The sequence below is a fragment of the Prosthecobacter sp. GW821-HT29F12 genome (assembly GCF_058803405.1).
On the sequence record NZ_CM179517.1, the window covers coordinates 5,272,577 to 5,295,791 of the forward strand.

24 protein-coding genes are annotated in these 23,215 nt (G+C 49.2%); 11 read left to right on the plus strand and 13 right to left on the minus strand.

Annotated elements, in window-relative coordinates:
- Positions 1 to 67 precede the first annotated feature (67 nt).
- The 5 genes from AC3RLQ_RS21720 (at position 68) to AC3RLQ_RS21740 (ending at position 4,437) form a co-directional block, all read left to right on the plus strand.
- A complete protein-coding gene (locus AC3RLQ_RS21720; protein ID WP_493030743.1) occupies positions 68 to 391 on the plus strand; it encodes a multiubiquitin domain-containing protein in 324 nt (107 codons plus the stop codon).
- 3 nt (positions 392 to 394) lie between these two features.
- Positions 395 to 796: an E2/UBC family protein gene (locus AC3RLQ_RS21725; protein WP_493030744.1), complete on the plus strand. Its 402-nt coding sequence runs from the start codon at positions 395 to 397 to the stop codon at positions 794 to 796.
- Entirely contained in the window at positions 793 to 2,178 is a 1,386-nt protein-coding gene (locus tag AC3RLQ_RS21730; protein WP_493030745.1) for a ThiF family adenylyltransferase, read from the plus strand. The genes AC3RLQ_RS21725 and AC3RLQ_RS21730 overlap by 4 nt, the downstream gene beginning before the upstream one ends.
- The gene (locus AC3RLQ_RS21735; RefSeq protein WP_493030746.1) at positions 2,175 to 2,519 is read left to right on the plus strand and encodes a ubiquitination-like system serine protease family protein; all 345 of its coding nucleotides are present in this window, start codon (positions 2,175 to 2,177) and stop codon (positions 2,517 to 2,519) included. Before AC3RLQ_RS21730 ends, AC3RLQ_RS21735 begins: the two co-directional genes overlap by 4 nt.
- 295 nt (positions 2,520 to 2,814) lie before the next feature.
- On the plus strand, positions 2,815 to 4,437 hold the full coding sequence (locus AC3RLQ_RS21740; protein ID WP_493030748.1) for an SIR2 family protein: 1,623 nt from the start codon (positions 2,815 to 2,817) through the stop codon (positions 4,435 to 4,437).
- A gap of 331 nt (positions 4,438 to 4,768) precedes the next feature.
- Here the strand turns inward: AC3RLQ_RS21740 and AC3RLQ_RS21745 are convergent, their stop codons facing one another.
- The 7 genes from AC3RLQ_RS21745 to AC3RLQ_RS21775 form a co-directional block, all read right to left on the minus strand.
- A complete protein-coding gene (locus AC3RLQ_RS21745; protein ID WP_493030749.1) occupies positions 4,769 to 5,545 on the minus strand; it encodes a DUF932 domain-containing protein in 777 nt (258 codons plus the stop codon).
- Between the two features lie 490 nt (positions 5,546 to 6,035).
- On the minus strand, positions 6,036 to 7,457 hold the full coding sequence (locus tag AC3RLQ_RS21750; protein WP_493030750.1) for a DNA polymerase III subunit beta family protein: 1,422 nt from the start codon (positions 7,455 to 7,457) through the stop codon (positions 6,036 to 6,038).
- An 84-nt stretch (positions 7,458 to 7,541) separates the two neighbouring features.
- Complete coding sequence (locus AC3RLQ_RS21755; RefSeq protein WP_493030751.1) at positions 7,542 to 8,054, minus strand: hypothetical protein; 513 nt, start codon at positions 8,052 to 8,054, stop codon at positions 7,542 to 7,544.
- Positions 8,029 to 8,286: a hypothetical protein gene (locus tag AC3RLQ_RS21760; protein ID WP_493030752.1), complete on the minus strand. Its 258-nt coding sequence runs from the start codon at positions 8,284 to 8,286 to the stop codon at positions 8,029 to 8,031. The genes AC3RLQ_RS21755 and AC3RLQ_RS21760 overlap by 26 nt, the downstream gene beginning before the upstream one ends.
- 62 nt (positions 8,287 to 8,348) lie before the next feature.
- Positions 8,349 to 9,161: a RecB family exonuclease gene (locus AC3RLQ_RS21765; RefSeq protein ID WP_493030754.1), complete on the minus strand. Its 813-nt coding sequence runs from the start codon at positions 9,159 to 9,161 to the stop codon at positions 8,349 to 8,351.
- The gene (locus AC3RLQ_RS21770) at positions 9,158 to 9,712 is read right to left on the minus strand and encodes a hypothetical protein (protein WP_493030755.1); all 555 of its coding nucleotides are present in this window, start codon (positions 9,710 to 9,712) and stop codon (positions 9,158 to 9,160) included. The genes AC3RLQ_RS21765 and AC3RLQ_RS21770 overlap by 4 nt, the downstream gene beginning before the upstream one ends.
- 406 nt (positions 9,713 to 10,118) lie before the next feature.
- Positions 10,119 to 11,807, minus strand: coding sequence for a hypothetical protein (locus AC3RLQ_RS21775; RefSeq protein ID WP_493030756.1), 1,689 nt, complete (start codon positions 11,805 to 11,807; stop codon positions 10,119 to 10,121).
- A 156-nt stretch (positions 11,808 to 11,963) separates the two neighbouring features.
- Here AC3RLQ_RS21775 and AC3RLQ_RS21780 point away from each other — a divergent pair, with 156 nt between their 5' ends.
- Together AC3RLQ_RS21780 and AC3RLQ_RS21785 are read left to right on the plus strand one after the other, a co-directional pair.
- A complete protein-coding gene (locus AC3RLQ_RS21780; protein WP_493030757.1) occupies positions 11,964 to 12,167 on the plus strand; it encodes a helix-turn-helix domain-containing protein in 204 nt (67 codons plus the stop codon).
- Positions 12,168 to 12,550: 383 nt separating this feature from the next.
- On the plus strand, positions 12,551 to 12,739 hold the full coding sequence (locus AC3RLQ_RS21785; RefSeq protein WP_493030758.1) for a hypothetical protein: 189 nt from the start codon (positions 12,551 to 12,553) through the stop codon (positions 12,737 to 12,739).
- Between the two features lie 403 nt (positions 12,740 to 13,142).
- Here the strand turns inward: AC3RLQ_RS21785 and AC3RLQ_RS21790 are convergent, their stop codons facing one another.
- Positions 13,143 to 14,387 carry a sugar-binding domain-containing protein gene (locus AC3RLQ_RS21790; protein ID WP_493030759.1) on the minus strand — a complete coding sequence of 415 codons (1,245 nt, stop codon included), beginning with the start codon at positions 14,385 to 14,387 and terminating at the stop codon, positions 13,143 to 13,145.
- Between the two features lie 164 nt (positions 14,388 to 14,551).
- Between AC3RLQ_RS21790 and AC3RLQ_RS21795 the strand changes: the two genes are divergently transcribed.
- The 3 genes from AC3RLQ_RS21795 (at position 14,552) to AC3RLQ_RS21805 (ending at position 16,709) form a co-directional block, all read left to right on the plus strand.
- Positions 14,552 to 15,505, plus strand: a complete 954-nt coding sequence (locus AC3RLQ_RS21795) for a hypothetical protein (RefSeq protein WP_493030760.1) — start codon at positions 14,552 to 14,554, stop codon at positions 15,503 to 15,505.
- A gap of 103 nt (positions 15,506 to 15,608) precedes the next feature.
- A complete protein-coding gene (locus AC3RLQ_RS21800) occupies positions 15,609 to 16,106 on the plus strand; it encodes a tetratricopeptide repeat protein (protein ID WP_493030761.1) in 498 nt (165 codons plus the stop codon).
- Between the two features lie 366 nt (positions 16,107 to 16,472).
- Positions 16,473 to 16,709 (plus strand): hypothetical protein, encoded by a 237-nt coding sequence (locus tag AC3RLQ_RS21805; protein ID WP_493030762.1) that lies wholly within the window; start codon positions 16,473 to 16,475, stop codon positions 16,707 to 16,709.
- A gap of 164 nt (positions 16,710 to 16,873) precedes the next feature.
- Here AC3RLQ_RS21805 and AC3RLQ_RS21810 read toward each other — a convergent pair whose 3' ends face one another.
- Positions 16,874 to 17,752: a hypothetical protein gene (locus tag AC3RLQ_RS21810; RefSeq protein WP_493030763.1), complete on the minus strand. Its 879-nt coding sequence runs from the start codon at positions 17,750 to 17,752 to the stop codon at positions 16,874 to 16,876.
- A 394-nt stretch (positions 17,753 to 18,146) separates the two neighbouring features.
- Positions 18,147 to 18,569 (minus strand): hypothetical protein, encoded by a 423-nt coding sequence (locus tag AC3RLQ_RS21815; protein ID WP_493030764.1) that lies wholly within the window; start codon positions 18,567 to 18,569, stop codon positions 18,147 to 18,149.
- 179 nt (positions 18,570 to 18,748) lie between these two features.
- Here AC3RLQ_RS21815 and AC3RLQ_RS21820 point away from each other — a divergent pair, with 179 nt between their 5' ends.
- Positions 18,749 to 19,294 (plus strand): hypothetical protein, encoded by a 546-nt coding sequence (locus tag AC3RLQ_RS21820; RefSeq protein WP_493030765.1) that lies wholly within the window; start codon positions 18,749 to 18,751, stop codon positions 19,292 to 19,294.
- A gap of 537 nt (positions 19,295 to 19,831) precedes the next feature.
- Here AC3RLQ_RS21820 and AC3RLQ_RS21825 read toward each other — a convergent pair.
- The 3 genes from AC3RLQ_RS21825 to AC3RLQ_RS21835 form a co-directional block, all read right to left on the minus strand.
- The gene (locus AC3RLQ_RS21825; protein WP_493030767.1) at positions 19,832 to 20,191 is read right to left on the minus strand and encodes a hypothetical protein; all 360 of its coding nucleotides are present in this window, start codon (positions 20,189 to 20,191) and stop codon (positions 19,832 to 19,834) included.
- Complete coding sequence (locus AC3RLQ_RS21830) at positions 20,178 to 22,409, minus strand: phage/plasmid primase, P4 family (protein WP_493030768.1); 2,232 nt, start codon at positions 22,407 to 22,409, stop codon at positions 20,178 to 20,180. The genes AC3RLQ_RS21825 and AC3RLQ_RS21830 overlap by 14 nt, the downstream gene beginning before the upstream one ends.
- Positions 22,410 to 22,537: 128 nt before the next feature.
- Positions 22,538 to 23,176, minus strand: coding sequence for a hypothetical protein (locus tag AC3RLQ_RS21835; protein ID WP_493030769.1), 639 nt, complete (start codon positions 23,174 to 23,176; stop codon positions 22,538 to 22,540).
- Between the last annotated feature and the right edge of the window lie 39 nt (positions 23,177 to 23,215).

Genomic DNA, 23,215 nt, shown 5'->3' on the forward strand with positions numbered 1-23,215 from the left:
CTCATTACTGAAATGAACCACAAGGTTTTCAATGAGGCAAGAACCAAACTCTAAACCAAAACAAAAAATGAAACCATCTGTCACCCCCCTCCCCATTGACCCTGAACTAATCGAAGATCTCGAAATCTGCTGTCTCGAAGGACGTCAGCCCCGCTGTGACCGTCATTATCGCATCAAGATCGACAAACAGCATTTCGTGTCTCCCGTCAGCTTCATGCTTGGTCGTCAGCTGTTGGAGTTGGCTGGCAAATGCAATCCAGAAAAATGGCACCTCCGCCAGAAGTTTGGCGACGGTCGCCTGATCAAAATCGGCCTCAATGACAAGGTCGATTTCACGACCCCTGGCGTGGAAAAGTTCCTCACCCTCCCCTGTGACCAGACCGAAGGCTAAGCCATGCGCCGCGAATTTAACCTTCCAGAGCGGGATATGATCTACCTGAACGCCTCGGGTTTGCCATGGGAAACCATGGGAACCCGGGGGGTTGGGCACGTCTTGATTCACGATTTCCCGACGCCAACAGGATATACGGAAAAAAAAGTGACTGTCGCGCTTCAAATTGATGCGGGCTACGACGACACTCAGATCGATATGGCCTACTTCTTTCCTGCCCTCGTTCGCGCTGACGGCAAGGGCATTGGAGCGCTAGCGACCAAAGTGATCGATGGAAAGACGTTTCAGCGTTGGTCGCGACATCGCACTGCAGCAAACCCTTGGCGCCCAGGTGAAGACTACATAGGCACACACATGGCCCTCGTCGAAGAGTGGCTCACACGAGAATTTACACTAAAGCCATGAAACTCACCCTTCGCTTGAACGGTCAGCAACATGCCGAACTTCAACGGCATTTACTCCAGGATGAAAACGAAGCGGTTGCACTGATTTTGTGTGGTCGCAGAGAACGTGATGGTGCCCCCATTTTGATTGGTACAAAAATTGTCCTTGTGCCGGTGGAATCATGTCTTGTTAGAATGCCTGATTACATTCACTGGCACACCGAAACTGTCCTTCCTGCATTGGAACAAGCAGCTCGGGAAGGATGGTCGGTTGTAAAAATTCACAGTCATCCTGGTGGGTATGCTCATTTCTCTAAAACAGATGACCACTCAGATCGGGATCTTTTTCCGTCTCTCTACGGCTGGGTCGATGTACCTCATGCCAGCGCCATTATGTTGCCCGGGGGACGCATTATTGGACGTCACGTAGACGAGCATGGGAAATTCACAGAGATGGACCGCATCTCCGTCGCTGGAGATGACATCTTAATCTGGGATGCGCAGGAATCAGACTCACCGATTCCTGAATCTGCGGACCGACACGCCAAAGCGTTTGGAGCGGCAACAACGAGAAAGCTCTCAACTCTTCGGATGGCTGTTATTGGGTGTTCTGGCACAGGATCCATTGTTGTTGAGCAGCTTGGCCGTCTTCAGATCGGCGGGCTGGTGGTAGTGGATCCAGAGCGAGCAGAGCTTGTGAACTGCAATAGAATCGTTGGGCTTACAGAAGATGATGTGATGGAGGGGAGGCTCAAGGTTCACATCATGCAGCGCAGCGTAGAAAGTATGGGGTTGGGGACTAATGTGATCCCCTTGCCCTTTGATCTTTACGACGAGATTTCCATAAAAGCAGTCGCCGAGTGTGATGTGATCTTTGGGTGCATGGACAGTGCTTCAGGCAGACACATTCTCAACAAAATTGCCTGCACGTACAATATTCCATACTTCGATGTTGGGGTTAAGCTCACGGCCGATGGCACGGGCAGCATTGAGCATGTCTGTGGTTCAGCTCACTACCTGCAGCCGGGAGGATCCAGTCTCCTCAGCCGCCGCCTTTACACCATGCAGGAAGTCGAAGCAGAGTTGATGCGGAAGACAGACCCTCAGCAATACGCGGAGCGCCTCAAAGAGAAGTACATCAAAGGTGTGGCCGAAAGCAGGCCGGCAGTGGTCAGCATTAACACCATTTTTGCAGGCCTTGTTGTCACCGAAATGCTCGCTCGCCTTCACCCGTTCCGTGATGACCCAAACAGCAAGTATGCGTCTGTTTGCCTAAGCTTGAATCACGGGATCATGGATACCGATATGGACGGCTCTCCCTGTCCAATTGCCAACCGTTATGCCGGACGCGGGGACATGCCCAGGCTTCTTGGTCTTCAAGGCCTTGAAGCACACACAAAATGAAAGCTGCCTTTCGATTTTTCAAACGTCTTTGTCTGCGGATTTTTCCTGGTGCCAGGATCCGCCTACAAGCCATTGAGGAGGTGCCTGATTTGCCCCGGAAAAAGATCGCCTATGTGGTTGGAGAGCAAGGCCACCAGTGGCATGTCGTGATGAAGTGTCCCTGTGGATGTGGTGAAAAGATTTTTCTCAATTTACTGCCAGATTCCCGCCCCCTCTGGAGGCTTACTACGCACAGAGACGGGACGTTCACGATGTCGCCATCCGTCTGGCGAACAGCAGGATGCGGCAGCCATTTTTTTATTCGTCGCAGCCGAATCGAGTGGTGTGGCCCCGGCAGCTAAAGAAAAGAGCCCCTGTTCGCGGTTAAACCAAAACAGTGACTCTCCCCTTACCGCACTCAGTCCCACATGCGTATCCAGCAGTCCATGAAGGACTGTGTCCCTCGCTGCTATCATGTTCGGCACTTTGAAGCGCACTACTCCTTGCCATCGGATTCATACCCGGCTTGAGTAGGAAAATCACCACATCTTGCGCCAAACACCAGCAAAGCAGCACCATCAACTCCAGGACTGGCAGCTGCCGAGGCTGATGAACGGGCAGGTAACGGTAAAATGACCTTTTTCCAAGTTTCAAACGATGACCTCAGAACTCAAGAGCCTCCTAGAAGCCACGAACGCTCACCCTTTCTTGTTTGTGGGCTCTGGCTTCAGCCATCGCTATCTCGGCACGGACGACTGGAAGGGGTTGGTTAGCCAGTTTGCCTCCCAATCAAAACCAGAAACAGCTTTTGCCTTTGAGTGGTATAAAAATGAAGTCACTGCTGCTGGTATCGCGCCAGAAATGCTGCTGCCGGTCATCACCCAGCACGTCGAAAAGGACTACGCGAGACGCATGCTCTCTGACGACGCCTTTAATCACCTCCGAACGAAGTATGAAAAAGAGATCAGAGCCGGCGTCTCCCCACTAAAGCTCGGCGTGGCTGATTTCTTTGATTCACAAAAGGCTGATTTTGGCACGCCCAAACACCCAGAAGAGGTTTCTGCACTAGGACACGCCAGGAAGAACGTGGCAGGGATCATCACTACCAACTTCGACTGCTACCTGGAACACTTATTTCCTGACCACGAGCCCTACATCGGCCAAGACCAACTCTTGTTTAATCAGAGCTATGGTATCGGAGAAATCTACAAGATTCATGGCTGTGTCTCAGCCCCGGCGTCGTTGGTGCTTACTCAGTCGGATTATGAGGCCTACACCAACCGTAACGCTTACCTCTCAGCAAAGTTGATGACCATATTCCTAGAGCATCCGATCATCTTCATCGGCTATTCCATCACGGATGCGAACATCCGTCTGATTTTCAAAGACATCGCCAATTGCCTCAACCCCTCTCAATTGGCAACCTTGTCTGACCGGCTGATCTTTATCCAGCGGTCAAAGGCGGGACGCCCCGAGGGAATCAGCACAGTGCGGGACAGCTTCGGAACGAAGTTCCTAGAATTTAAACAAGTGGTCCTGCCTGACTTCACGCTTCTTTACAAGGCCATTGCCACCCTGCGTTCGAACTACGCTCCTAAGGTGCTACGCAAACTCAAGAAAGACGTTTATGAATTGGTGCAAAGCACATCACCCAAGGAGCGAATTCGTGTGATTGACATCGACGATGCGACCGACATGGACACCGTGGAATTTGTCATGGGTGTTGGCATTAGCTCGCAATTGGCAGGACAGGGGTATTCGGGAGTGGAGGCGATCCACGTCATCGAGGATTTGATAAACGAAGGCGATCAACTGGAAGCGAAACCAGTCGTCGAGATTGTCCTGCCAAAATTGGGACGACAGCTTTCATATAATCTTCCTGTCTTCAAGTATGTCACTGCCGCCGAGAATGCAGTCGTTGATTCAACATTGGCAAAACACCTCTCAGAAGTCCGGCAAAAAGGAGTCGATAAATGGATTACAAGCAGCATGAATAAGGCTCGTTGTGGAAGGCCGGCCCCGCAAAGCATCGAAGAAATCAGCGTTGATTGTAAATCCGCGAGCGCGAAAGAGATCCAGCAAATGCTCACCGATATCGCTTTTGTGCCAGCGGAACGGGTTGATCTGGAAAAGCTGAGAACGATGCTGGTGGAGACTTATGAACGCTTTGATCCGCTTCGGAACAAGTCCGAGCAGATCCTGACCACGAATTTCCGTCGTGCGGTGAAAATTTATGATTGGCTGAAATTTGGCCACAAAAAAACACCTGAAGCGCCATAGAGAGTAGAAGCCAATTGAATGGCTGCCATCCGTAACAGAACCCGGTGTTTTTTTTTGCCACTCGATCAAACAGGACTCCTTCAAGGAACACCGCCTAAATTCGTGACGCAGTGATTATGAAATCATCAAGCCATCTAAAGCAAGAATTATTTTATTGAAACTGATCCCGCAAATTTTTGCTACAAAACCAAAATCTCACCCAACTTCGAGACTGGCATCCTCCCGATGCTCAGGAACGGCAAAGTCACCGTCGTTTGATTCAAACTGCGCTCGAACCTAAAAAAAAGAGCCCCTGTTCCAGCCAAAGGCGAAAACAGTGACTCTCCTCTTCTCACGCGCTCAAACCCACATGCGTATCCAGCAGTCCATGGAGGGCTTCGGTGCGCTTGGGCAGCTCTGACAGATTTCCATCTTTCAGAGACTCGGTGAACGCATTGAACAGCGACCACACATTCCGTCCTTCAAATGCATCGTGTCTGGGTTCGCGCCATTCACTGAGCACCGGAGGAATCAGACGGTTGGAACAGACCCCGACATCAGTAGCGCGAATGATCAGGTCATGCGCTTCGATGTCACTGATGTCTGCTTCTTTGTAGGCGGCGATGCGTTTATCTTGATCATGCCATTTGGTGAGCAGGAGGCCAATCGAACGTGACACCAATTGTGGCAGGTCACGAACAATGAAGCGGGTGTGTTTGCGTGCAAATTTGATCTCCCCTGAAAACGAGAGATTGTCGCAAACAAAAACACTGGCTCCTGCAACAATACCAGCAGGGAACGTTTTATCGTGGCTGTTTCGAAGACCCAGAACCCAGCAATAGTCGTCACTGGATTTCTGTGCGTGGATCTCCATCAAACCGAAATAGCGTTGACCTTCATGCGACAGAGAGTGCGCTTGAGTGCCGATACGCAAGTTGGTGGTCTTGAGGGTGTTTTGAACCTGGCTGATGAGCTGGTGATGTGGGATCGGGCACCAGCTGCTTGTGGAGCGTGGTGTCCTGACTTTACGCACATCATCCAGCTCCACAGCTTGAGCGCCACAGTGAAGGATGAGGTTGGGGGTTTTACGGGTAGCAATGACCGGATGAGGATCGAGGTTTGCAATCATGGTGGTGTTTGGGTTTGGGGTTGAAAGCGTCAGGAAAAAGACGCTCGATTCTTTGGATGACAGGAACAGCGAGTTGTTTGGCTGCTAGATCACCCGAGGATGTCCAGTAGCGATCACCAGCCACATTCCTCCATTCGACTTTGATGGTGCCGAGAGGAGTGATGATCGTGGCTCTCTTTAGCTGCTCGTTTCTGTCGAAGACGATGGATGAGATTCGCTTCATAGACGACGAGAGCCAGGCATACCGGTGAAGGCATGACTCGCTCTGTGGGGTTGTTCGGACCTGTCGGACGCTGTTTTGCCACTGCTCGCCGGCTGTGGATTTTGTCTGACTGAACGAATCCTCTCTTTAGATAAGAAAGAAGATATATTTTAGAATTCAGAACATCAAAATACCCGTCCGAGAAGTCCGAGTTTAATAAAAAGAAGGAGAACCAGGCACGTGTAAAGCGCATCTGGTTCTCCTCCGGGTTTTGTCGTTGGGGATCGTTTAGATCTTCAGTCCTTGGATGGACCTGAGGGTGGATCTGACTGACTGCATTTCACGTGCGCTGGCCTTTTGATCCCGGTTGATGGTTTTGAGTTTCACGGACAAATCGCGCAGCAGGTTGAATCCATCGTTGAGCTTGTCACGAATGAGCAAGGTCATGTCGATGGCTTCTTCTACGGCGTTTTTCTGTTCGTTGGATGGCGTCGGTCCTTCAGAGGTGGGATTTGTGATCATGGGTTTAGGTGTGGGTGGTGCTGGCGGTGGCAAATTCACCGGAGCGGGTTTCTGATTTGCTTGTGGCTGGGTGCTGCTTCCATCTGGGCGAAGAGGCATCACAATCATTTGCCGGCCCTTGGTGTGAAAACGAAGCGGCGAGACAAATGAGATGAGGCTGATGGTGTTGAGCCCGTACTGCAGTGCTTTGATGAGGAAACGACGATTAAGGAAGATCGTTATTTCAGGACCCGTGCCTTTAATGTCGGGCACAGGAACACGCAGCCATGGTTCGTTTGGCTGGTCTTTTCCCAGGAGCAGGAACTGACCGTTTTGCCATTCAAGCCCTATGGTGTGATATCTTTCTGTGTCGTGACAAGGCATGCGCTGGATGAGCTTGATCAGCGTTTCCAGTTTTGCCGGGTCGATGGTGATGTGTGTCTTGGCAGTATCAGGACTGGGGATGGTTTGCCGCCAATTGGGATAGTTGCCTTCGATCTGCTTGCTGATGAACCTCCACCGACGACTGCTAATTTGGATGTTTGTGTCGTCTGTCCGGAGTTGCCATTCACCGTCGTTGTTGAACTCCTTCCATCCCAAGAACTTGTGATTCGGGATGATGACAGAATTCTTCAACGGCAGCGTGAACGAATTTGCGCTGTACAGGTGCTTTCCATCAGTGCCCACAATATAGTTGGCCTTGGGATTACTGGTATCGATGAAGGTGCCGTTGAGGATGTAACGGGTTTCGTCCGTGCTTGCGCAATCCATCGCTTCATGGATGGATTGACGCAGTTCAGCAGGCAGTGGTATGGCGTCTGCTTTGATGCGCGGAGTGACCGGAAACTCACCCACAGGAACAGGCGGCACCTTCTGTTCACCCAGACTGTCGGCCAGGGCGAATTTGATGACGGGTCCGTGGGGAGTTTGGTCGATAATGACATTTTCACCGCGACCACAGTTTTTGGTGATCTGGGCGATTTGGTCATACGGAATGAGTACAGCAGTCGGCGGACCTTCGGCTGGATGCTCAAAACGAACTGTGATAAAGCGGTCGAGGTCGGTGCCGGTAAGGGCGATCCAACCATCGGAGGTTCGCTCCACTTTAACGTGATGAAGAACTGGCAAGGTGGCTCTGGGGTTGATCACTTTGCCAATTCCTGCCAGTGCCGGTTTAAGCTCAGCTACGGGCAGTGTGATGGGTTGCATGTTTGATGTTCCTTTCTGGATATGAAAAGGGCCGGACAATCCTGTGACAGATCATCCGGCCCTTGGGTTTTGTTGTTGGGAGTGTCAGTAGCCGTAAGGATCACGCCTTTGCTGGCTGGATCGCAGACGCAGGATCATGGCAGACTTCACGATGTAGATCAGTCCACTGATCAACCCCACCACAAGCAAAGCCGACATGGGAAAGAGGACCATGTTGGACGTTGTTTGAGCGAGCAGGGTTGTCCAGGTGTTGAACTGACCAAGCGCGAATGTCACAAGCGGCACCACGAGCAATGCAGGAATACCAAGCAGGACGGCAGCTTTGATGTTGAATCGCAGCCACTCACGCAGATGACCCTTGGGTGAGAGCCAGTATTCAGCTTTGCGCACGGAATATCGCAGCACCTCGGCGGGACGTTCAGCAAAGGAAAGCTCCTGCAGCTGGGGATCGACCTTGGGAGGTGTCAGTGTCTTGGGCTGCCAGTGTTTTCCGAAGAACACACGGCAGTTGGAGACCCAGTTTTTGGGACGTTGAGGAGACTGATCCAGTGAAGAATTATTCTCCCATTCGTCAGGCGGTGGGTTGTGTGGCATCATGACGTGTTTTGGCTCCTATGGCGGTTCCGACGATGAAGAACAGCACACACGCGATGCCGAGGAAGCATGCGATCTGGCTGAGTTCATGGGTCTTTCCCTGTTGGATTTTGAGCTGATGTTCGAGATTTCCCAACTTCATATTGAGATCTGAACCCCCAAACCAAGAGGCATGGGCAGGGGTGCAGCTGACAAGAATGATGCTGAGCAGAAGCAGTTGAATGAGTTTTTTCATGGGTTGTTGTGGTGGTGAAGAAAAGCCGGTGCCCATGATGAGAACCGGCTTTCCTTTGGGGTTTAATGTCTTCGGCATTCATTGAAGAACTCGCAGCTTGAGCAGTGCATCCCAGGTGAAGGAACGAATTGCTCATGCTGGAGTCCTGTGAGGTATGCCTCCATTTGTCGATACAGCCGGTTTTCCTGCTGCTGGCTCATGGAAGGAAGTCGTGTGATGACGACCTTGGGGTTTTTCAGTTTGACCAGGTGATGAAGCTGGATGCCTTCCTCTTTGTTGCCAGTGTTGTGCCGGTAGAGGATTGCATAGCTGGTGGTCTGGATTTCGTGGGAGTGAGCGACCTTTTCCGGGTTGGGGGTGGTCGCTGAGGTCTTGTAATCGATGACCTGGCGTTGCTGCACCAGATCGAGAACACCGATCAACCGGGGTAAACCATGGTTGACCAGATCGACTTCCACAGGGACCTCCACGGCTTCGGGTTTGACCGCTGCCGGGACATGGGATTCGCGGAGGTAGGTATCCACGAGCCGCCATCCTGTAGTTTTGTCGTCATTCTCTTCACCGGGTTCCCACACCACCTTCCCATCGGTTTCATCCGTCCACGCCTTCTGGTAGGCATCGTGAGCCTCCTTGAGCGTTAACGGTTTGAGCAGCCACCTCGCCTTGTTCCATTCCTTCAAGACGGAGTGAACCGAATTTCCAAGATGGAGAGCTGGTGTCTTTGGCTTTTTGAGCCTGCGCACATAGCGGAAGAAGAACTTCAGCCGGCATTGCAGAAACAGTGAAAGCCGTGAGGCTGATACCTGTTCCTGCAAACCGGTGATGATGTCCTTCTCGCTGGGCTCTTGGGTTGGAGCTTCAGCGAGTGTGTTCATGCTGCCTGATGGTTGGTGGGTTGTTGTTGGCGCCAGCGTGTTTGACGAAGTGCTGGTTTGCCTACCTTAACGAGCAGATCTTCGATGAGCTGTGAGGCTTGCATCTTGTTGAGCTGCTTGACACCGATACCGAAGAGCTGCTGGGACAGATCCTCCGCTACCTGTTTGGTGATGCTGGCGTTCTCATTGACGATGCGAAGGATGAATCCCTTCTGACCATCGGTGCAGTTCCAGGCATCACCGACAGGTTTGGCCTGCTGGTGCTGTCCGTTGCTGTGCTGACGACCATTGCCGTTAAGCTGGTAGGTGCGTCCATTTTGATGATAACCGTTTCCGTTGTTGTTGGGGCGGTCATTGGCTTGAGGAACAAAGCCGGGGTGTTGGATTTCCTGATCGACGCTTTGCTGCAGAAGGGCGTAAAGCTTCTGCACTTCAGCTTCGACTTGGGTGATGTCGCTTAGTTCGACTTCGACTGATGCTGCGAAGCTGTGGCTGCTGTATTGTGGCAGACCGAGCTTCTTGCTGTAGTTGGCGCTGAGTTTTATGGCCATGGTGTTTCAGGTGCTGTCTTTGGTGGTGGTATGAGGACACGAAAAAAGCCAGACCGTTGGTGGCCTGGCTTGATGCGTGGGATTGGGTGCTGCTTGAGCTCTAGGCTGCGTTTAACAGCTCAGAACGTGGTGGTGGTGTGATGTCCGCTGAATGCAGAGTCGTCGCTGTGATCCATCCTGGGGAACCACGAAGGGCATTGAGCAGAAGATCGTCCGTGAGTTTTGTCATGGGGATCTGTCTGTTCTTTGCCTCGTGATACAGGACAGCAACGAGGAACCTGCTGATGTGCGGAGAATAATGACGTGGTCTTGCCATGGGTTCTCCTTGCTGATTTGGAACGGAAAAGTGGTTTCCCGCTTCAGATTATTATACCACAATTTAACAGAATTTTGGTGCCGGATCTTTTTAGAATCGTGGTTTCTTCCAGCCAGCTTTGACGCAGAGATCAACAACGATATCGAGGATTTGACGCGCATCCATGCTGTTAAGGGCACGAAAAGCTACACCGTCTGCAGTGGTTGATTTTTCTGCACCTCTGACAATGTGAGTTATGCGAGCAAGATTCCCGGTGGAACAGATTAACTCCACATAAGAATGCTTTTCTCCTGTGTCCTTAAACGTAAACTTCTCAGGATCGAGCTGCGTGAGATTAATTTTTTGTATTGTCGAATCAGCTCCCGGCTTTCCATCTCCCCAGATTGATTCAAAAACCAGTTCATCATTGTTAAGACTGACTTTTGTCACGCCATTGCCATATTTGTTGAGCAGCAAATTAAGCTTAACTAGCGGATCACTTGGAAGGGCTTTGTCGGATGTTTTGTAGGTCGCTGCCAAGAACTGCATTGCTTTGGCATTTTTCTTAGCATCCACCTCATCACTCGCGAAAAGAACAACAGAATCTTCAGTCCCGTTCTCAGTTCCAGAAAAGACTCGAACAACATTTGCATCGTTTATTGTATGCGCCTCAGTGTAATGGATCACTTTTCCATCCTGCGTAAATGAGTCAGCATAAATGCGCTCAGGGTCCAGATCTCCGAACAAAAACAAGTACATGCGATTGTTCAATAATGAAGCCAATTGATCCCCGATGGTCATCTTTCCAATCAGTGGATCGAAGCTGAGTCTGATATTCAGAGAGCCATTGAATTTAGTTGCTGCCACCCGCTTCCCAATTGATTCGACCGCCTCAATTATTGTGGATTTCTCCTTTTCCAAAATGGCTTTATCAAGTGGAGCAACAGCGCGTAGCTGAAAAGCTGCAGCAAATGCATCTTGCTGATTTTGTAAAGTCTGCGGTTTGAGCGCATTGGTTTCTAAAGGACTGGGGGGAAGTGCGCCTGATGCGATCTGCATTTGCGGCGGTGAATCAACGACCGCCGTTTTTTCCGTGCCTTTTGACGCCGGGGCATTTTCGTTTGCCGGTGTCTGCTGCGTCTCCTGGAAATATTTTGGAAACGCATTTTCTATTCTTTGTCGTGTCTCCTCTGAAAGGTCTCCCGAGTTGAAGGATGAAATACCGCCTTCGTGCATGATGCTGATGCGATCTCCAACCACTTTCGTCACTCGCACATTTTTGAAGGACTTTGCTCCAGCGACAACTTCAGGAATTGATCCAGCGGTTGATGCGAGTGCATCGGCTTTCAGCGTCGCAGCATAATCGTGTTTGTTGATCCATTTGCCGGCGACCAAAACATTGCCGTCCGCATAGTGACTGAGCACTTGATCATAATTCTGCACCACTGCTGAGAGGATGCCTGCTGCTTGTTTGCACTTGGTGGCATATCTTGCCACGGAATCCCTTGCTGTCTTGATCTTGTTGATGCTGTCTTCGCTCACAATTGATGTAGCATTGAAATCCACGAATTCGATGACTTCGCCGATCTGATGTCTGGGGATCGAGCTGGTCTGTTTTGTTCCCTTCGACGTAATGACCACAGAGGTTGGAAAATTCTCGATGCTGCCAAACTCGATGGGGTTCCAATATTCCTCCGAATCAGTGGGTGTCTTTTTGGTCAATACGACACCAGCAGCCGTGAGTGATGGTGCAGTCAAAAGCAAGAATAGCGAAACCAGGAATGTGATCAGGTGCTTCATCTTCTCGTTGGGTGTGATGCTTCATGCCAGACCAACCGCTTTCTGTTCTTCAGATGTGGTGGCGGTGATGCTGACCATCCAACTGATATTTGGCAGACACAGACGCACAAGGAAAACATTCCGGATACGGAATGAAATGTGTTTAATTTCCGTGGGGTGTCATCCTTGGATCAAGCCCTAGCCTCATTTCTGCGCCGAAAGCGTGGTGACATGACGTTCAAGGCATTCTCTCAGAAGGTCGGGCTACCGCCGTCCACGCTTCACCGCCTTGAGCAGGGACAACAGAGCATCACCTTGATCAAACTGCAGGGGCTCCTCGAAAAGCTGAAGTGCAAACCGAGTGACGTTTTCGAGAATTAGCCCATTGCTCACTGTGCCAGCCTTCCGTTGAAAATGAGTTTGTTAGCAGGGTGCTGTATACATCTTGCGCCCCGTTTCCTGGTGCACCCCTACCGCCTTGGTGAAACGTCGTCCTGCTAATCATCTGGACCATTTAACGCCCTCTATGGATCAACCTGAGTGATAAACCGCGCAAAACCCTCTAAAAATGAGCATTCTAGCCGCCGTCACATGGAAATGGCATATGGGTTTTTGCTGAAAAGTTACCACCCCCACCGCCATGCTCAAAAACGAGGTGTGCTTGAGATGGAACAATGGTGCCCCTAAAACAAGCTTTGCATGGATGATTGCGGCTGCTTCTGTTGGGTGCTAATCACCCTGAATCGTTTTCCTGTTGAACCAGCATGCCAAACCAAAGACAACCTGGAACCAAGCTGGCAGGAGCCTACATCAGTGCCGAGAAAGATGAGGCTCTTGCTAAACTCGCTGCTTTGAAGGGCTACGCGAACAAAGCCGAATTCATCCGGGTGCTCTTTGATGATGCGCTAGCCGAGAATGCACAAGCTCTCAAAAAGGCAAAACCCAAAAAGTGATGTTTGTTGCCGCTATTCGATTGTTGATGTGGATTTCAGGAACCGATTCAATTCATCCGCGATAATCAGAACATGGCGAAACGCTCGTGATAGTCGAATCAGTCCACGTTGAATAGCACGGCGCATTGTGACGGTCGAAACTCCAAACTGTGCTGCCGCATCCTTCAGTTTGTAAGCCAATGAGAGAGGTTGTTCTGTATCTTGGCAAGACAAGCTTACGTCACCTACTGAACTCGCAATGGCATCTAGGAACCATCGTTTGCGGTCTTCATGAATGTAAAAAACCGTTGCCGTTCAAGGCTCTGCATCTGCGGCTATGGTGATGAGAGACACACCTGGCATCGCTCATTTTACTGTAGTCGCAAATCTATCTTTAAAATATGTTCTTATGGTTGATGCGCATCTAATAGGAACTATTTACATCCATACGGAGTTCTGGATCATTCTTACTGTTCAATTCCACAATGTCCTGGAGCATGAGCGAATCCGTTACTAGACAATTAACAATTTTGTTTTTCAGGAGAACATGAATTGGCAAGGCCTTATTTCCATCGTTGCCAGCCACAACCACCACGTCCTTTCCAAAATGCACCATCTTTTTTAACCAGGATATATTGTATCCAATCAAAAATGGGTGCGAGTCTTCACTGTCAATGAATGATCCATTTGCATAGCGCGTCCCTGCCACATTCCAGCCAGCCTCTGCCACACGATCCATGACTATCTTATTAGTTAGATCATTTCCATTCTTGTCAAAAAAGCATAAATTGATATCTCCAACTGGAGGATTTTCCATTTTTGCGAGCTTTGCATACTCCACTCCAAGGTGATGATATACGCGAGAAAAAGATGGCGAGTTTGCTGCAAAGTTGCCAGTCCCTAAAAATACTACTTCAGCCCTATTACCCATTTCGAAATACTCCTTCATGTCACTATTGTTATCCCACAAAAGGCTATGCCATTTGGCAGCGGCGAATGGATCACTTCGTGGCAAAATTGGCACTCCCATTATAGGCGATTCCAAATTGCTTAGCAATTCATGAACTCTTGTTGCTAGATGTCTGCTGTCATAATTTTTTTTGTCCGTAACTCGCGTGGCATAGTTTGTTGGTAAAATGATTACATCGGCCTTATCGGGATCAAGTCGAAGCGTCATCTGATAAAGTGACCTCCCGCCCCCAATAGCTATGACGGGACATCCGTTTTGTGTTTCATGCCTTTTAACCAGATCAGACAGCATGTCGGCTGCAATTTTCGCAAGGCCATTAGAATCATTTTGATGATCAATTGCATTATCAATAACTCGCAACTCCTTTAGATCGTAAATACGTTTTACTTCTTCTTTCAGTTGTTCAACACTCTTCTTGAGTTTAGTCCCTATCTTAACGGCAACCCCGAGCCTCGCTTTTGCTCGCTTAATAAGGTCTCGGATAGTATCTTTCGATATCTTCACAGCGCTGTCGTCAGAAATATTGAAAGAGCGAAATCCAAGACCTAAGAGATGATCAGAAACTGCTTTTTTCGCGGCTACATCAATCACATGGCCATCGGTGTCTCTTATGAAATATTTTTCGAGTGCCGCGAAGAACAACTCCTGCTGATCTTCGTCTGATATTATAGACGCACGCTTCGAATGACTTGAACTCATGGACTAATTTTAGACCGTTATACCGTCAACGCTACAATAATTTGCGTCTACATTCGGTTTAAAAGGGCACATAATTGAGCATGTAAAATAATTTGCTGGTCGCCCTGCCCCCATTGTGATCAAATCGTCACGTAAAGGAAATAATCACCTCTTCCCAGCTCCACGTGAACCCATCCACTTTCGGAAAAATCGCAGAGTCCACCGAGTTTCTTTCATCCCTGAAGGCAATCTTCGATTTCTTTCAAGGCTCGACCCTGTCTTCCCCAATAATGCTCATAGCAATTGGCTGTCTCTCACTCGCTCTGTGGAACACACGCAAAACGCACAAAAAATTAAAACAGGACCACCTCAAAGAGATTAGGCTTCTAAATGGAGCGCATCGCAGTGAAATAAAAAGTCTGAGCTCTCTTTTAGCCACTGTGGCAAGAGAACATTCAAACACATTAGACGTATGCCCTTATGAAAGGAAGATTAGAAATCTGTTCCTTAGTCACAGGTTTCGCGAAGCTGTTGAGCATGTATTGGACCAAATGAAGGCCCTCATTGACAATAAACTCAAGTTTCATGTTGAAGACTATCAGAACGATTCAGCAATCACTTTGAAAGTAGTTATTCCACGATCGATGCTTCACAAAGTGTTACCAGATTTGAAGCGCTTTTTGCATACAATTCCTGCAACAGAGGAGTTTGTCCTTGTAACTTTTGCGCGAGATAGCTCAACTGTGCGAGCAACAAACATCAGGGAAGTCAGGAAAAGTTTATTTACGTTGAGCGCCAATGCAGCTTTTAACAGCCTTATGAAGATGAAAAAAGGTGAAGCGCATTTTGCATGCGATAACTTAAAGGATCTACAAGGGTATTTCAATCAGACCCCCGACTGGGATACGCATTACAATGCTACATTAGTGGTGCCACTCTATGGAGGCACTCGCTCTGACCAAGGCACAGACATCAAGGGTTTTATTTGCATTGACAGTAAAAATGAATCATTAGCCAAGCTTTATTGCCGGCCGGAAATGCACGAAATGGCACGCTTGTTTTCAGAAATTCTTAGAACTTATTTTTTAGCTTGTACAGGCGCATTCGTTCCGGCACCTGAGACTAAGAGGCCAACATAGATTATTCACATTCCACCCGCATATTCGCAACTATTGGACGAACTAAACTCACTCATTATTTAAGCAATATATTCGGCTGCTTCATCTATCAATCCACACGATCGTGAGATCTTGCGATTTCTTAATCGCTTGTGACACCGCCGAAGGCTACATTGCACTCGGCCTGGAGGATGTCGCACAAAACCTCTTGGAGGATCTCCCCACGCAGGCGAAGATCTCCAAAGAGGTCATCACGCTTCACATGAGCATTTTCGTGAAGTCCGGCCAGCCACTCAAAGCGTCATACCTGGGCGAGAATCTCTGTTTCGGCGATCCTGACAACGTGGGACTGAATATTGAAGACGGACAGTTAAAGCATGACGCCGGCGAATTCACAGATGCTCTTGCTTGGCTGGTGTCCGTTGAAAAGAAATGCCTGAATGACGCCGATTTCCATTACCTGTCAGCTCAATGTCATGCTGCTGTTGGGGATTTGGAACAGGCAAGGGGATCACTGCGAAAGGTGTCTGTCCTGAGTGAGAACCTGCGAATGAGAGCCCTGGACGACCCTGCATTCGAAGCGATTTATGGGGCTGACAGCATTGCTTCTGACAACTCATGAATCTGTTCAGCATTGGTCCATTGAACTCGGGGTGAGGACTGCATCGCATTTAGGACACACAGGACGCAGAGCATCAAACACCTCATCAAAGGATTTCGCGAGTGTCACATGATATGATGGAGCACCGTTAAGATTCACCAAGCTATATACTTCCCATTGAGCTGAAAAGGGTGCATCATTTTCTCTCATTACGATTTGTCCCTTGTGGCCACACTCGCACTTTACATCATATCGGGTTCTCGTTGACATAATGCATTCTCATCTTCCAAAGCGCAGAAACCACAAGTAGAAATTTGTATTGAACGGGGCAGGCACAAGTCAGTTATTTCCTTGTTATCCAGAGCCCTGCCCGTTATCATTTCCTCCATGCCCACTACCGCCCAACTCAAAAAAGCCGTCATTATCAGCGAAAAGCTTGATGCACTTGAAGCCGAACTCGCCGCTCTCCTTGGAGGTTCATCAAAGCCAGCCAAAAGCGTGAAGGAACCCAAGGGACCGAAAACCAAGAAGACTAAACGTGTGATGTCTCCAGAAGCTCGTGAGAAGATCGCGGCTGCACAGAGGAAGCGTTGGGCGAAGTCAAAGAAGGCAGACAAAAAATAGGCTTGAGGCTCTTTGTTGAGATCCTGACTGCTTTTTCCATGTCTAATGCATCTTGAAAGTAGCGGATTGAGAAATTTTGTTTCGTGTGGTCAACCCGCATGTCATGGATTAAACATCTTCGCAATGCCCACTCCACAGATTTTTCTCCTCGGAAACCAAAACAGTTAATTTGATTTTATCACAGGTGACACTGCTGGTGCGTCTTCATAAAGACGAGTGGAAATATAGTATCCAAACACACGAAGGTTGTAGTTATTTTGCTCTATTCGGTAGGCCGCTCCAGCAAAGCAAATGCCGATCGCATAGAGAGCCGTGAGAGTAATCAATTTACTTCTTTCATTACAGTCAATATCCAAGAAATCTTTTAGACCAGGAACAAAGCCAAAGACTGAAAACAAAAGATACAAAAAAGCGAATATTAGGCACAAAATCGTAAGCGCTCGGGAGAAATCCAGGCGCATAGAAATGTCAGTCAATTCTTTGTTATAGTTGTCGTTTCTATAAACGAGTGTTTTTGCATCGTAAAAGAGCCCATCTAAAGCTCCACGAAATGCCTCAACATTTTGTTTCGAATCAATAGTGCACGGCGTAGAATGAGCCGAAATGCCTGCACCGGGGGGAATATGTGAATTGATTACTGCTAGATGCTGTTCAACAACCAAGTGCTTCGGTTTGACTAGCTGGAGTTCACGGAAGATCGGTTTAGGGGTCAGTTTAACTTTAGTATCTGAGAGCTCTACATCTTTGAAAAGGCTAAGAAGCCGAAGTTCATTATCGGAGTCGACAAAAAAGTTGCAAACTGTGGACAGAAAATTTGTTCGTCTTGCTGCGTAATTTTTAGAAACGTCCTCCAAGATGATCCCGGTGGCCAAGACCAGTGCAAGATAAACTGCCGCATGCTGGATCTGCAGCTTCCCTTCCTCAACAGAGAAAAAACGAGGAACCCATTTGGCTCGACAAATCTTAATAATGAACAATATCCCATACACGGCAAAACCACCGATAGCGAGTGTCATTCCAAGATTTTTGAGCTCCAAGTCCATTATGTCACTGTGGTAAAGTGATCAACCTTCAATGCAATTACAAGGTGGTGCACTTTTTATAGCCTGCGCCGAGTGCTAGGTTTTTTGCGAACGTCCAGTTCCAATTTTGGTTTTGAGCACTGGAGTCTTTCTAAGTTTCAAATCATCCGGAATGATTCAGTATATTATGCGAGTGCTTATCGCAGACATGCTTGACAGCTTCATTCATCGTTGAAAAGAAGTCCATTATCTCCTGAGTTGTGACGATCCAAGAAAGCCAAAAGATTTCCATTATCAGGCTGTCGTTGATCTGTTGTAAAACGTGTTTTCTCTAGCTTCCTGCACACTGTCTGACTGATCAAAGAAAAGCCTCCGGTGCTCATTGTTAGCGAGCACAGGAGGTCATTCAGACCGTTTAGGCTGCTTTTTTGAACCCGTCTGCCGTTGATTGCTGAGGACGTAGATTCCTGACCTTACGGAATGCTACCTCGAACCCTGGACGAGTCTCGTGGATCACATCGAAGAGCACTCTTTTACCTACCAAGAGCGTCAGCTGCTCAGGAATAATTTCACCTTCGGAGTTAACAAGTTGTATCATATCCGACCCAAGAATGTGGAACAGATCCGTCAATAAACCGTCCTGCTGGTTTCCCCAGTAATCCACTCGAACTCTGTAGTCGAAAAGGATGTCGTTGGGTATTGGATCAACCGATATGGTGAATCGCAGGTTTTCTTTTGCGTTGCCGTTTTTTGTATTGTTGCCCAGCGTTGCGTTGATGATTGTGCCTGGAAACGTACCTTCTGGTGTTAGGTACGATACTTCTCTAACTAGTTTCATTTATCTATGCTATTCTATTTACGTTATGCTGTCAGTTGTTCGAGTGTTGATCGGACAAAGCTCACTGTTTGGCAGTGAGTAATAATTGAATTATTAACAGCATAACCATTGTACCAATTCTGATTGAGTATGTACAGACCAAATTTTGACTTTTCATCTGACCGAATTCAGAGTCACACATGAGTACGACTGGTGACCAACTGGAAGAAAAACGAGGAACGCTGCTTTACATGCTGCAGCAGGTCACTCTTCCCGAAGCAGCGTTTCTGAATCACCCAGAATTGATCCGTCAGTTGAACAGGGAATCATCTGTGCAGTCGCTTGTGCACATGGGGTCTAAAGCTCTGGTGCGCTGTGTTCAGATCGGTCTAATTGAAGGGGAGGATGATGGTGATGAGAACATCCATGTCCTGATTGGCATAACCAAACAGATCACCATTCATCCACACAAGCGAAACGGTTATTCTCTCTACGTATTGACAATGCCCGAGCCCGTGAAAATGCCAGAGGCCCATTTCGCTGCCATTGTGCACAAAGATGATGAGGCAAAGCATCACATGCATGAATCACCCTCCACTCGATATTTTACGCTGGAGAAATCATGTTCACCGTTGCCCATGTTGTGTGAGGTTAGACGCGATCGAGCACACAACAATTACGGGGAAGGACCAGCACCGGAAATGGCTGCTTTCGTGGATGCAGTGTTTGATCGCATTGGGGTATAATCCGCACTAATCTGCAGCACGGACCGGAAGCAGCCAGCCTGGTCAACAGACTGCCCCCTCCAGATTGCGCACAGATATTCCTGGAGGTCTTCTGCCCCCCTTGAAGGCCCATCAGATGAAGAGACCCCAAGGCAGTAAAACGGGCCTTAGAACGCAAGAATCAGGGTCGGAGTTTCCTCCTCCGTTTCTTTGTCTTTACCCTCTTGTCTGGCCTGGTCCCGATGATGTCTTTCCGCTGAGGCTTCAGATTCCGTCGGCTGCACAGAAAGGGCTTTTTGACGGTCTTGCACACTTCGCGAGGGTGACCATGGCGCAAACCACTTCCGGCAGCTTAAATTAGCCTTCAGCGCCCCCTTAACGATTGAACACTCAAGTCCTCGATCTGCTATGATCCTCTACGGCCCAATTCCAAAAATGGAAAACCCACTCCTCGTTCCCGGAAGGATTGATTAGTGGGTTTGAAAAACTATAAATATGGTGCTCGGACTTTTCGGACGGGTGTATTAATGCTTTAGGATATTTTTTATAATCTTTAGATTATTTGGATTCAATGGGTGGTTCGGTTTTTGGATCTTTGAGCTCAGCAGTAGCTGCGATATGAGGTCCGAGCGGTCCGTAGGTCCTGATGACGGTGGAGGGAGGATGGATGACGCGCCGGACGGGGACATGGTAACGGATCTTCTCATCCGCAACAGTCACCCCTACCAAGTCGAGGATCTGCCGGTTGTGACTTTTGCTGCTAGGGTGAGCAGCACAGCCAAATCTGCCGTCAGGGAACACCACGAGGTTGTTCCCCTTGGCGTCGCCGCCCCGCGCAGCACACGCGGGGCAACGAGCAACGGTCTTGCCGTCTTTGAGGACGACCTGGTCGAGCTTGGTCAGATCAACCCTCTTCATCTTGGGCCTCCTCACCTTCACCGTTTTCGGCATCCTCAATCTGAAGTGCCACGCCGCTGTAGCCCTTCATGGATTTATTCTCTCCAAGGTCGTTGCGCCTGCGGCACTGATGAATTTCGAGCATTGCTGCTGGAAGTTGCCGAGCGACCTCGCCCGCGGGTAACGGTGTCCACCCTTTGCGTTCGCAATACTTGAGGTATTCATTGCTCAGTACTTTCACCAACACCGAGTTTGCTCGGCACTTGATAACACAGCTTTGCACAAAATGACGAATGCTGTCTGATTCTGCAAGCAGATCATCGACCCGCGCTTTTTGTGCCTCTGTTTGCCGGTAATCGCCAGTTTCGGCAAGATCCCTTAACAACGCCTTCGCGCCTTCGACCATCCACTTCAGGATGCCAGGCCCTTCCTCTTCGAGCAACTGTTCTTTAAAGTCGGTAATGCGCTTAGCAGGTGCTTCTCTTTCATAGCGAATGACCATCATTCGCCGCCTCCATGCACCAAGGTCACCTTCCAGCCTGACATTAAGGTCGGCGTTGCAGGTGATTCCAATATTGAAATCTCCACGCAGCGGCACGGGTTCTGTATGACCCTTTTTCTCAGCGCTCAACAAATCATGGCCGACCAATGCCTTAATTACATGAGCACTTTTGTTGAGCAGGAACTCAGCAGGCACGTCCTTCCCCGTGAGCAACGTCTTGCCCACAAACCCGTAAAGTTCAAAACGTTCTGCGAGGTGGCCTGTGCGGAGTTGCGTCACATTCTTTTCACCGATGACTGCCTCTAGCACATTCATGAAAGTGCTTTTCCCGCCATTTGGAGTTCCCATCATCAGCAGCATCCTTTGGGCGTCATTTTTGCCGAGAAGACAGGCGCCCGCCCATTTCTGCATCAAAGCGATGTCGTCCTCGTTAAGCGCTGTCTGCAGGAGCTCCTTGATGAACCGGGGACACTCAGCGTTCTCGTCATAGGCGTAGGGACAGGCATTACGGGAATAGTAATCGGGCGAGAATGCTCTCAGTTGGATATCGTCCCCATCAAAGCAGAGCATGCCATTTTGGACATGGATCGCTTCCTGACGCTTTGAAAAGACGTCGGACTTTTCGGCCATGGTTTGGAGCAGTGCTACCAGTGCTGTCGCAAGAGCGTCATTGACTTTGTAGAAGAGTTCTTCGATTCCCTGGTTTTTCCCCACCGCCATCAATTCTTCAATGAATCGCCGCTTGATGGTTTCTGTTGTGACCTTGAGCCACTTGCCGGACTCAGCGGCATATTCCAAAAATTCTCCCAGTGTAGATTCATAAACGATGGTGTGCTCCACCATGTATTTGCGCACCCAAAAGATGTTGTTCAGACGCACCGATCCACCCTTATTGATTTCAAAAGGAGGCCCTACTTCCCTAGTCAGTTCATCGTCTGCAGTCTCATTCGACCATGGAAGGATCAGCCCCACCGGCCATTTGATCTCGTCGAATGCAATTTCAACAGGGGCAGCTTCGTGCACGATCTGATAATCCACGCCCGAGGGATGACGCCCATGGATAACGGACTGCCCACCATCAGCACGCCATTCTCCCCAGGGTTGATCATTCTCCGCCGTGATCTTCGCGAGTTTCGGGTAGTCGCCGGTGATGCGCAGCCAGATCTGTTGACCACGAGCACCCTTCGAACGCAACGTATCACGCAGCCTTGAATTGAGGGCAAGGAATGGCTCGACAAGCGTATCGTCGTCAATGTCGATTGCACACAGCCCTCCAGACGCTTTCCCGAGAAGCACCCCGATATTGCGACGTTTGAGAAGGCCCAGGTACTCGGCTTCGTTCATGTTTTCCATCGTGACATTTTGCCACTTTGGCAGACTGGGGATTTTCTCGCCTTTGTTGATGGGCAGCAGCACCACATCATTGCCAAGCAGAGCACGGATTTTGGTGACTTGATCCTGCGCTGGAGTGTCAGGGTAAACCTGCGTGTTCAGGGCCGTGGTCACCTCTGAGCACGAGTTCATCGTGTGGCTCTGAGGCATCGGCTGAAGATCAACGCAATCGATTCCAGTGCGGGGTTGTGTTGAGTCTGTGATGCTCGATGGCGGCACGGCAAGAGGGCTGGGGCTATCTTCCGTGTAGAGAATTGCGGCTTGATGGAATCCGCCCAAGAGAGCGGTGCGTTGCCGTACGAGCATTTGGTCGTCGGGCGGTTGTGGTAAGGAATGTTTACTCATATTTTAAAAGTGAAGAATTGACCCGCTTTTTTGGTCGCTGGATGAATTGGGTTCGGGTGTGAATTATATCAGATAATGGGATGAAGAGCCGCCGACACACAGTCATGCGCATCGGCGGCTCGACTTATTTAGAAGACCCGCGTGTAGATCTGCTCGTTGTCGTACTCGGATTCGTCTTCCTCGTATCGCGTCTCCATAAACTCGGGCAGCGCAATGAACCCTGCTTGTGACGAGTTTTGAAGACCTGCGTTTATGATCCCTGCGACTTCAGATTTATTGAGAATATCGGGACAGCAATTCACAACGCTTTGCTCATTGAGCATGATCGCGTTGAGCTGGTGCTCCTTCATGAGGGACACAATTGCCGCTGAAATGCTCTCGCAATCCAGACGCTTAATGTCCCGCCAACACGGAGCCCAGCGCCAATCCAGACGTATGCGCAGCCCCCCGGTTTCGATGTTTTTCACAACGTCAAAGTAGAAGGAATCAATTCCGCGCCCTGGCAGTGGTTTAAAGCACAGAAGTTGTCTGATCTCGTGCTGGAGAGAATTGACTCCATTGGACCAATAAAATATATCTTTGCCCTCAGGAGAGTGAGGAAAGCTCAGCGTAATCAATGGCGATCCACTGCTGCGCTTTATGGCTTCCAGAAGGGCGTCTGCTTGAGAAAACTTTTCTTCGTGCGTTTGATTCTTGAGACCTTCACTCGTGTGGGAAGGCTGATTATTATTGAGGTGCGTTGTCGCGTCGTTTTTGTCGTTTTTCATTTAACGTTTGCGGCTGCGATCTGATGCGCAACCAGAGAC

What these genes read in the sequence shown, in the direction of transcription:
- AC3RLQ_RS21720 (WP_493030743.1), top strand. Translation starts at nt 68, where the DNA reads ATGAAACCATCTGTCACCCCCCTCCCCATTGACCCTGAACTAATCGAA.
- AC3RLQ_RS21725 (WP_493030744.1), top strand. Translation starts at nt 395, where the DNA reads ATGCGCCGCGAATTTAACCTTCCAGAGCGGGATATGATCTACCTGAAC.
- AC3RLQ_RS21730 (WP_493030745.1), top strand. Translation starts at nt 793, where the DNA reads ATGAAACTCACCCTTCGCTTGAACGGTCAGCAACATGCCGAACTTCAA.
- AC3RLQ_RS21735 (WP_493030746.1), top strand. Translation starts at nt 2,175, where the DNA reads ATGAAAGCTGCCTTTCGATTTTTCAAACGTCTTTGTCTGCGGATTTTT.
- AC3RLQ_RS21740 (WP_493030748.1), top strand. Translation starts at nt 2,815, where the DNA reads ATGACCTCAGAACTCAAGAGCCTCCTAGAAGCCACGAACGCTCACCCT.
- AC3RLQ_RS21745 (WP_493030749.1), bottom strand. Translation starts at nt 5,545, where the DNA reads ATGATTGCAAACCTCGATCCTCATCCGGTCATTGCTACCCGTAAAACC.
- AC3RLQ_RS21750 (WP_493030750.1), bottom strand. Translation starts at nt 7,457, where the DNA reads ATGCAACCCATCACACTGCCCGTAGCTGAGCTTAAACCGGCACTGGCA.
- AC3RLQ_RS21755 (WP_493030751.1), bottom strand. Translation starts at nt 8,054, where the DNA reads ATGATGCCACACAACCCACCGCCTGACGAATGGGAGAATAATTCTTCA.
- AC3RLQ_RS21760 (WP_493030752.1), bottom strand. Translation starts at nt 8,286, where the DNA reads ATGAAAAAACTCATTCAACTGCTTCTGCTCAGCATCATTCTTGTCAGC.
- AC3RLQ_RS21765 (WP_493030754.1), bottom strand. Translation starts at nt 9,161, where the DNA reads ATGAACACACTCGCTGAAGCTCCAACCCAAGAGCCCAGCGAGAAGGAC.
- AC3RLQ_RS21770 (WP_493030755.1), bottom strand. Translation starts at nt 9,712, where the DNA reads ATGGCCATAAAACTCAGCGCCAACTACAGCAAGAAGCTCGGTCTGCCA.
- AC3RLQ_RS21775 (WP_493030756.1), bottom strand. Translation starts at nt 11,807, where the DNA reads ATGAAGCACCTGATCACATTCCTGGTTTCGCTATTCTTGCTTTTGACT.
- AC3RLQ_RS21785 (WP_493030758.1), top strand. Translation starts at nt 12,551, where the DNA reads ATGCCAAACCAAAGACAACCTGGAACCAAGCTGGCAGGAGCCTACATC.
- AC3RLQ_RS21790 (WP_493030759.1), bottom strand. Translation starts at nt 14,387, where the DNA reads ATGAGTTCAAGTCATTCGAAGCGTGCGTCTATAATATCAGACGAAGAT.
- AC3RLQ_RS21805 (WP_493030762.1), top strand. Translation starts at nt 16,473, where the DNA reads ATGCCCACTACCGCCCAACTCAAAAAAGCCGTCATTATCAGCGAAAAG.
- AC3RLQ_RS21810 (WP_493030763.1), bottom strand. Translation starts at nt 17,752, where the DNA reads ATGGACTTGGAGCTCAAAAATCTTGGAATGACACTCGCTATCGGTGGT.
- AC3RLQ_RS21815 (WP_493030764.1), bottom strand. Translation starts at nt 18,569, where the DNA reads ATGAAACTAGTTAGAGAAGTATCGTACCTAACACCAGAAGGTACGTTT.
- AC3RLQ_RS21820 (WP_493030765.1), top strand. Translation starts at nt 18,749, where the DNA reads ATGAGTACGACTGGTGACCAACTGGAAGAAAAACGAGGAACGCTGCTT.
- AC3RLQ_RS21825 (WP_493030767.1), bottom strand. Translation starts at nt 20,191, where the DNA reads ATGAAGAGGGTTGATCTGACCAAGCTCGACCAGGTCGTCCTCAAAGAC.
- AC3RLQ_RS21830 (WP_493030768.1), bottom strand. Translation starts at nt 22,409, where the DNA reads ATGAGTAAACATTCCTTACCACAACCGCCCGACGACCAAATGCTCGTA.
- AC3RLQ_RS21835 (WP_493030769.1), bottom strand. Translation starts at nt 23,176, where the DNA reads ATGAAAAACGACAAAAACGACGCGACAACGCACCTCAATAATAATCAG.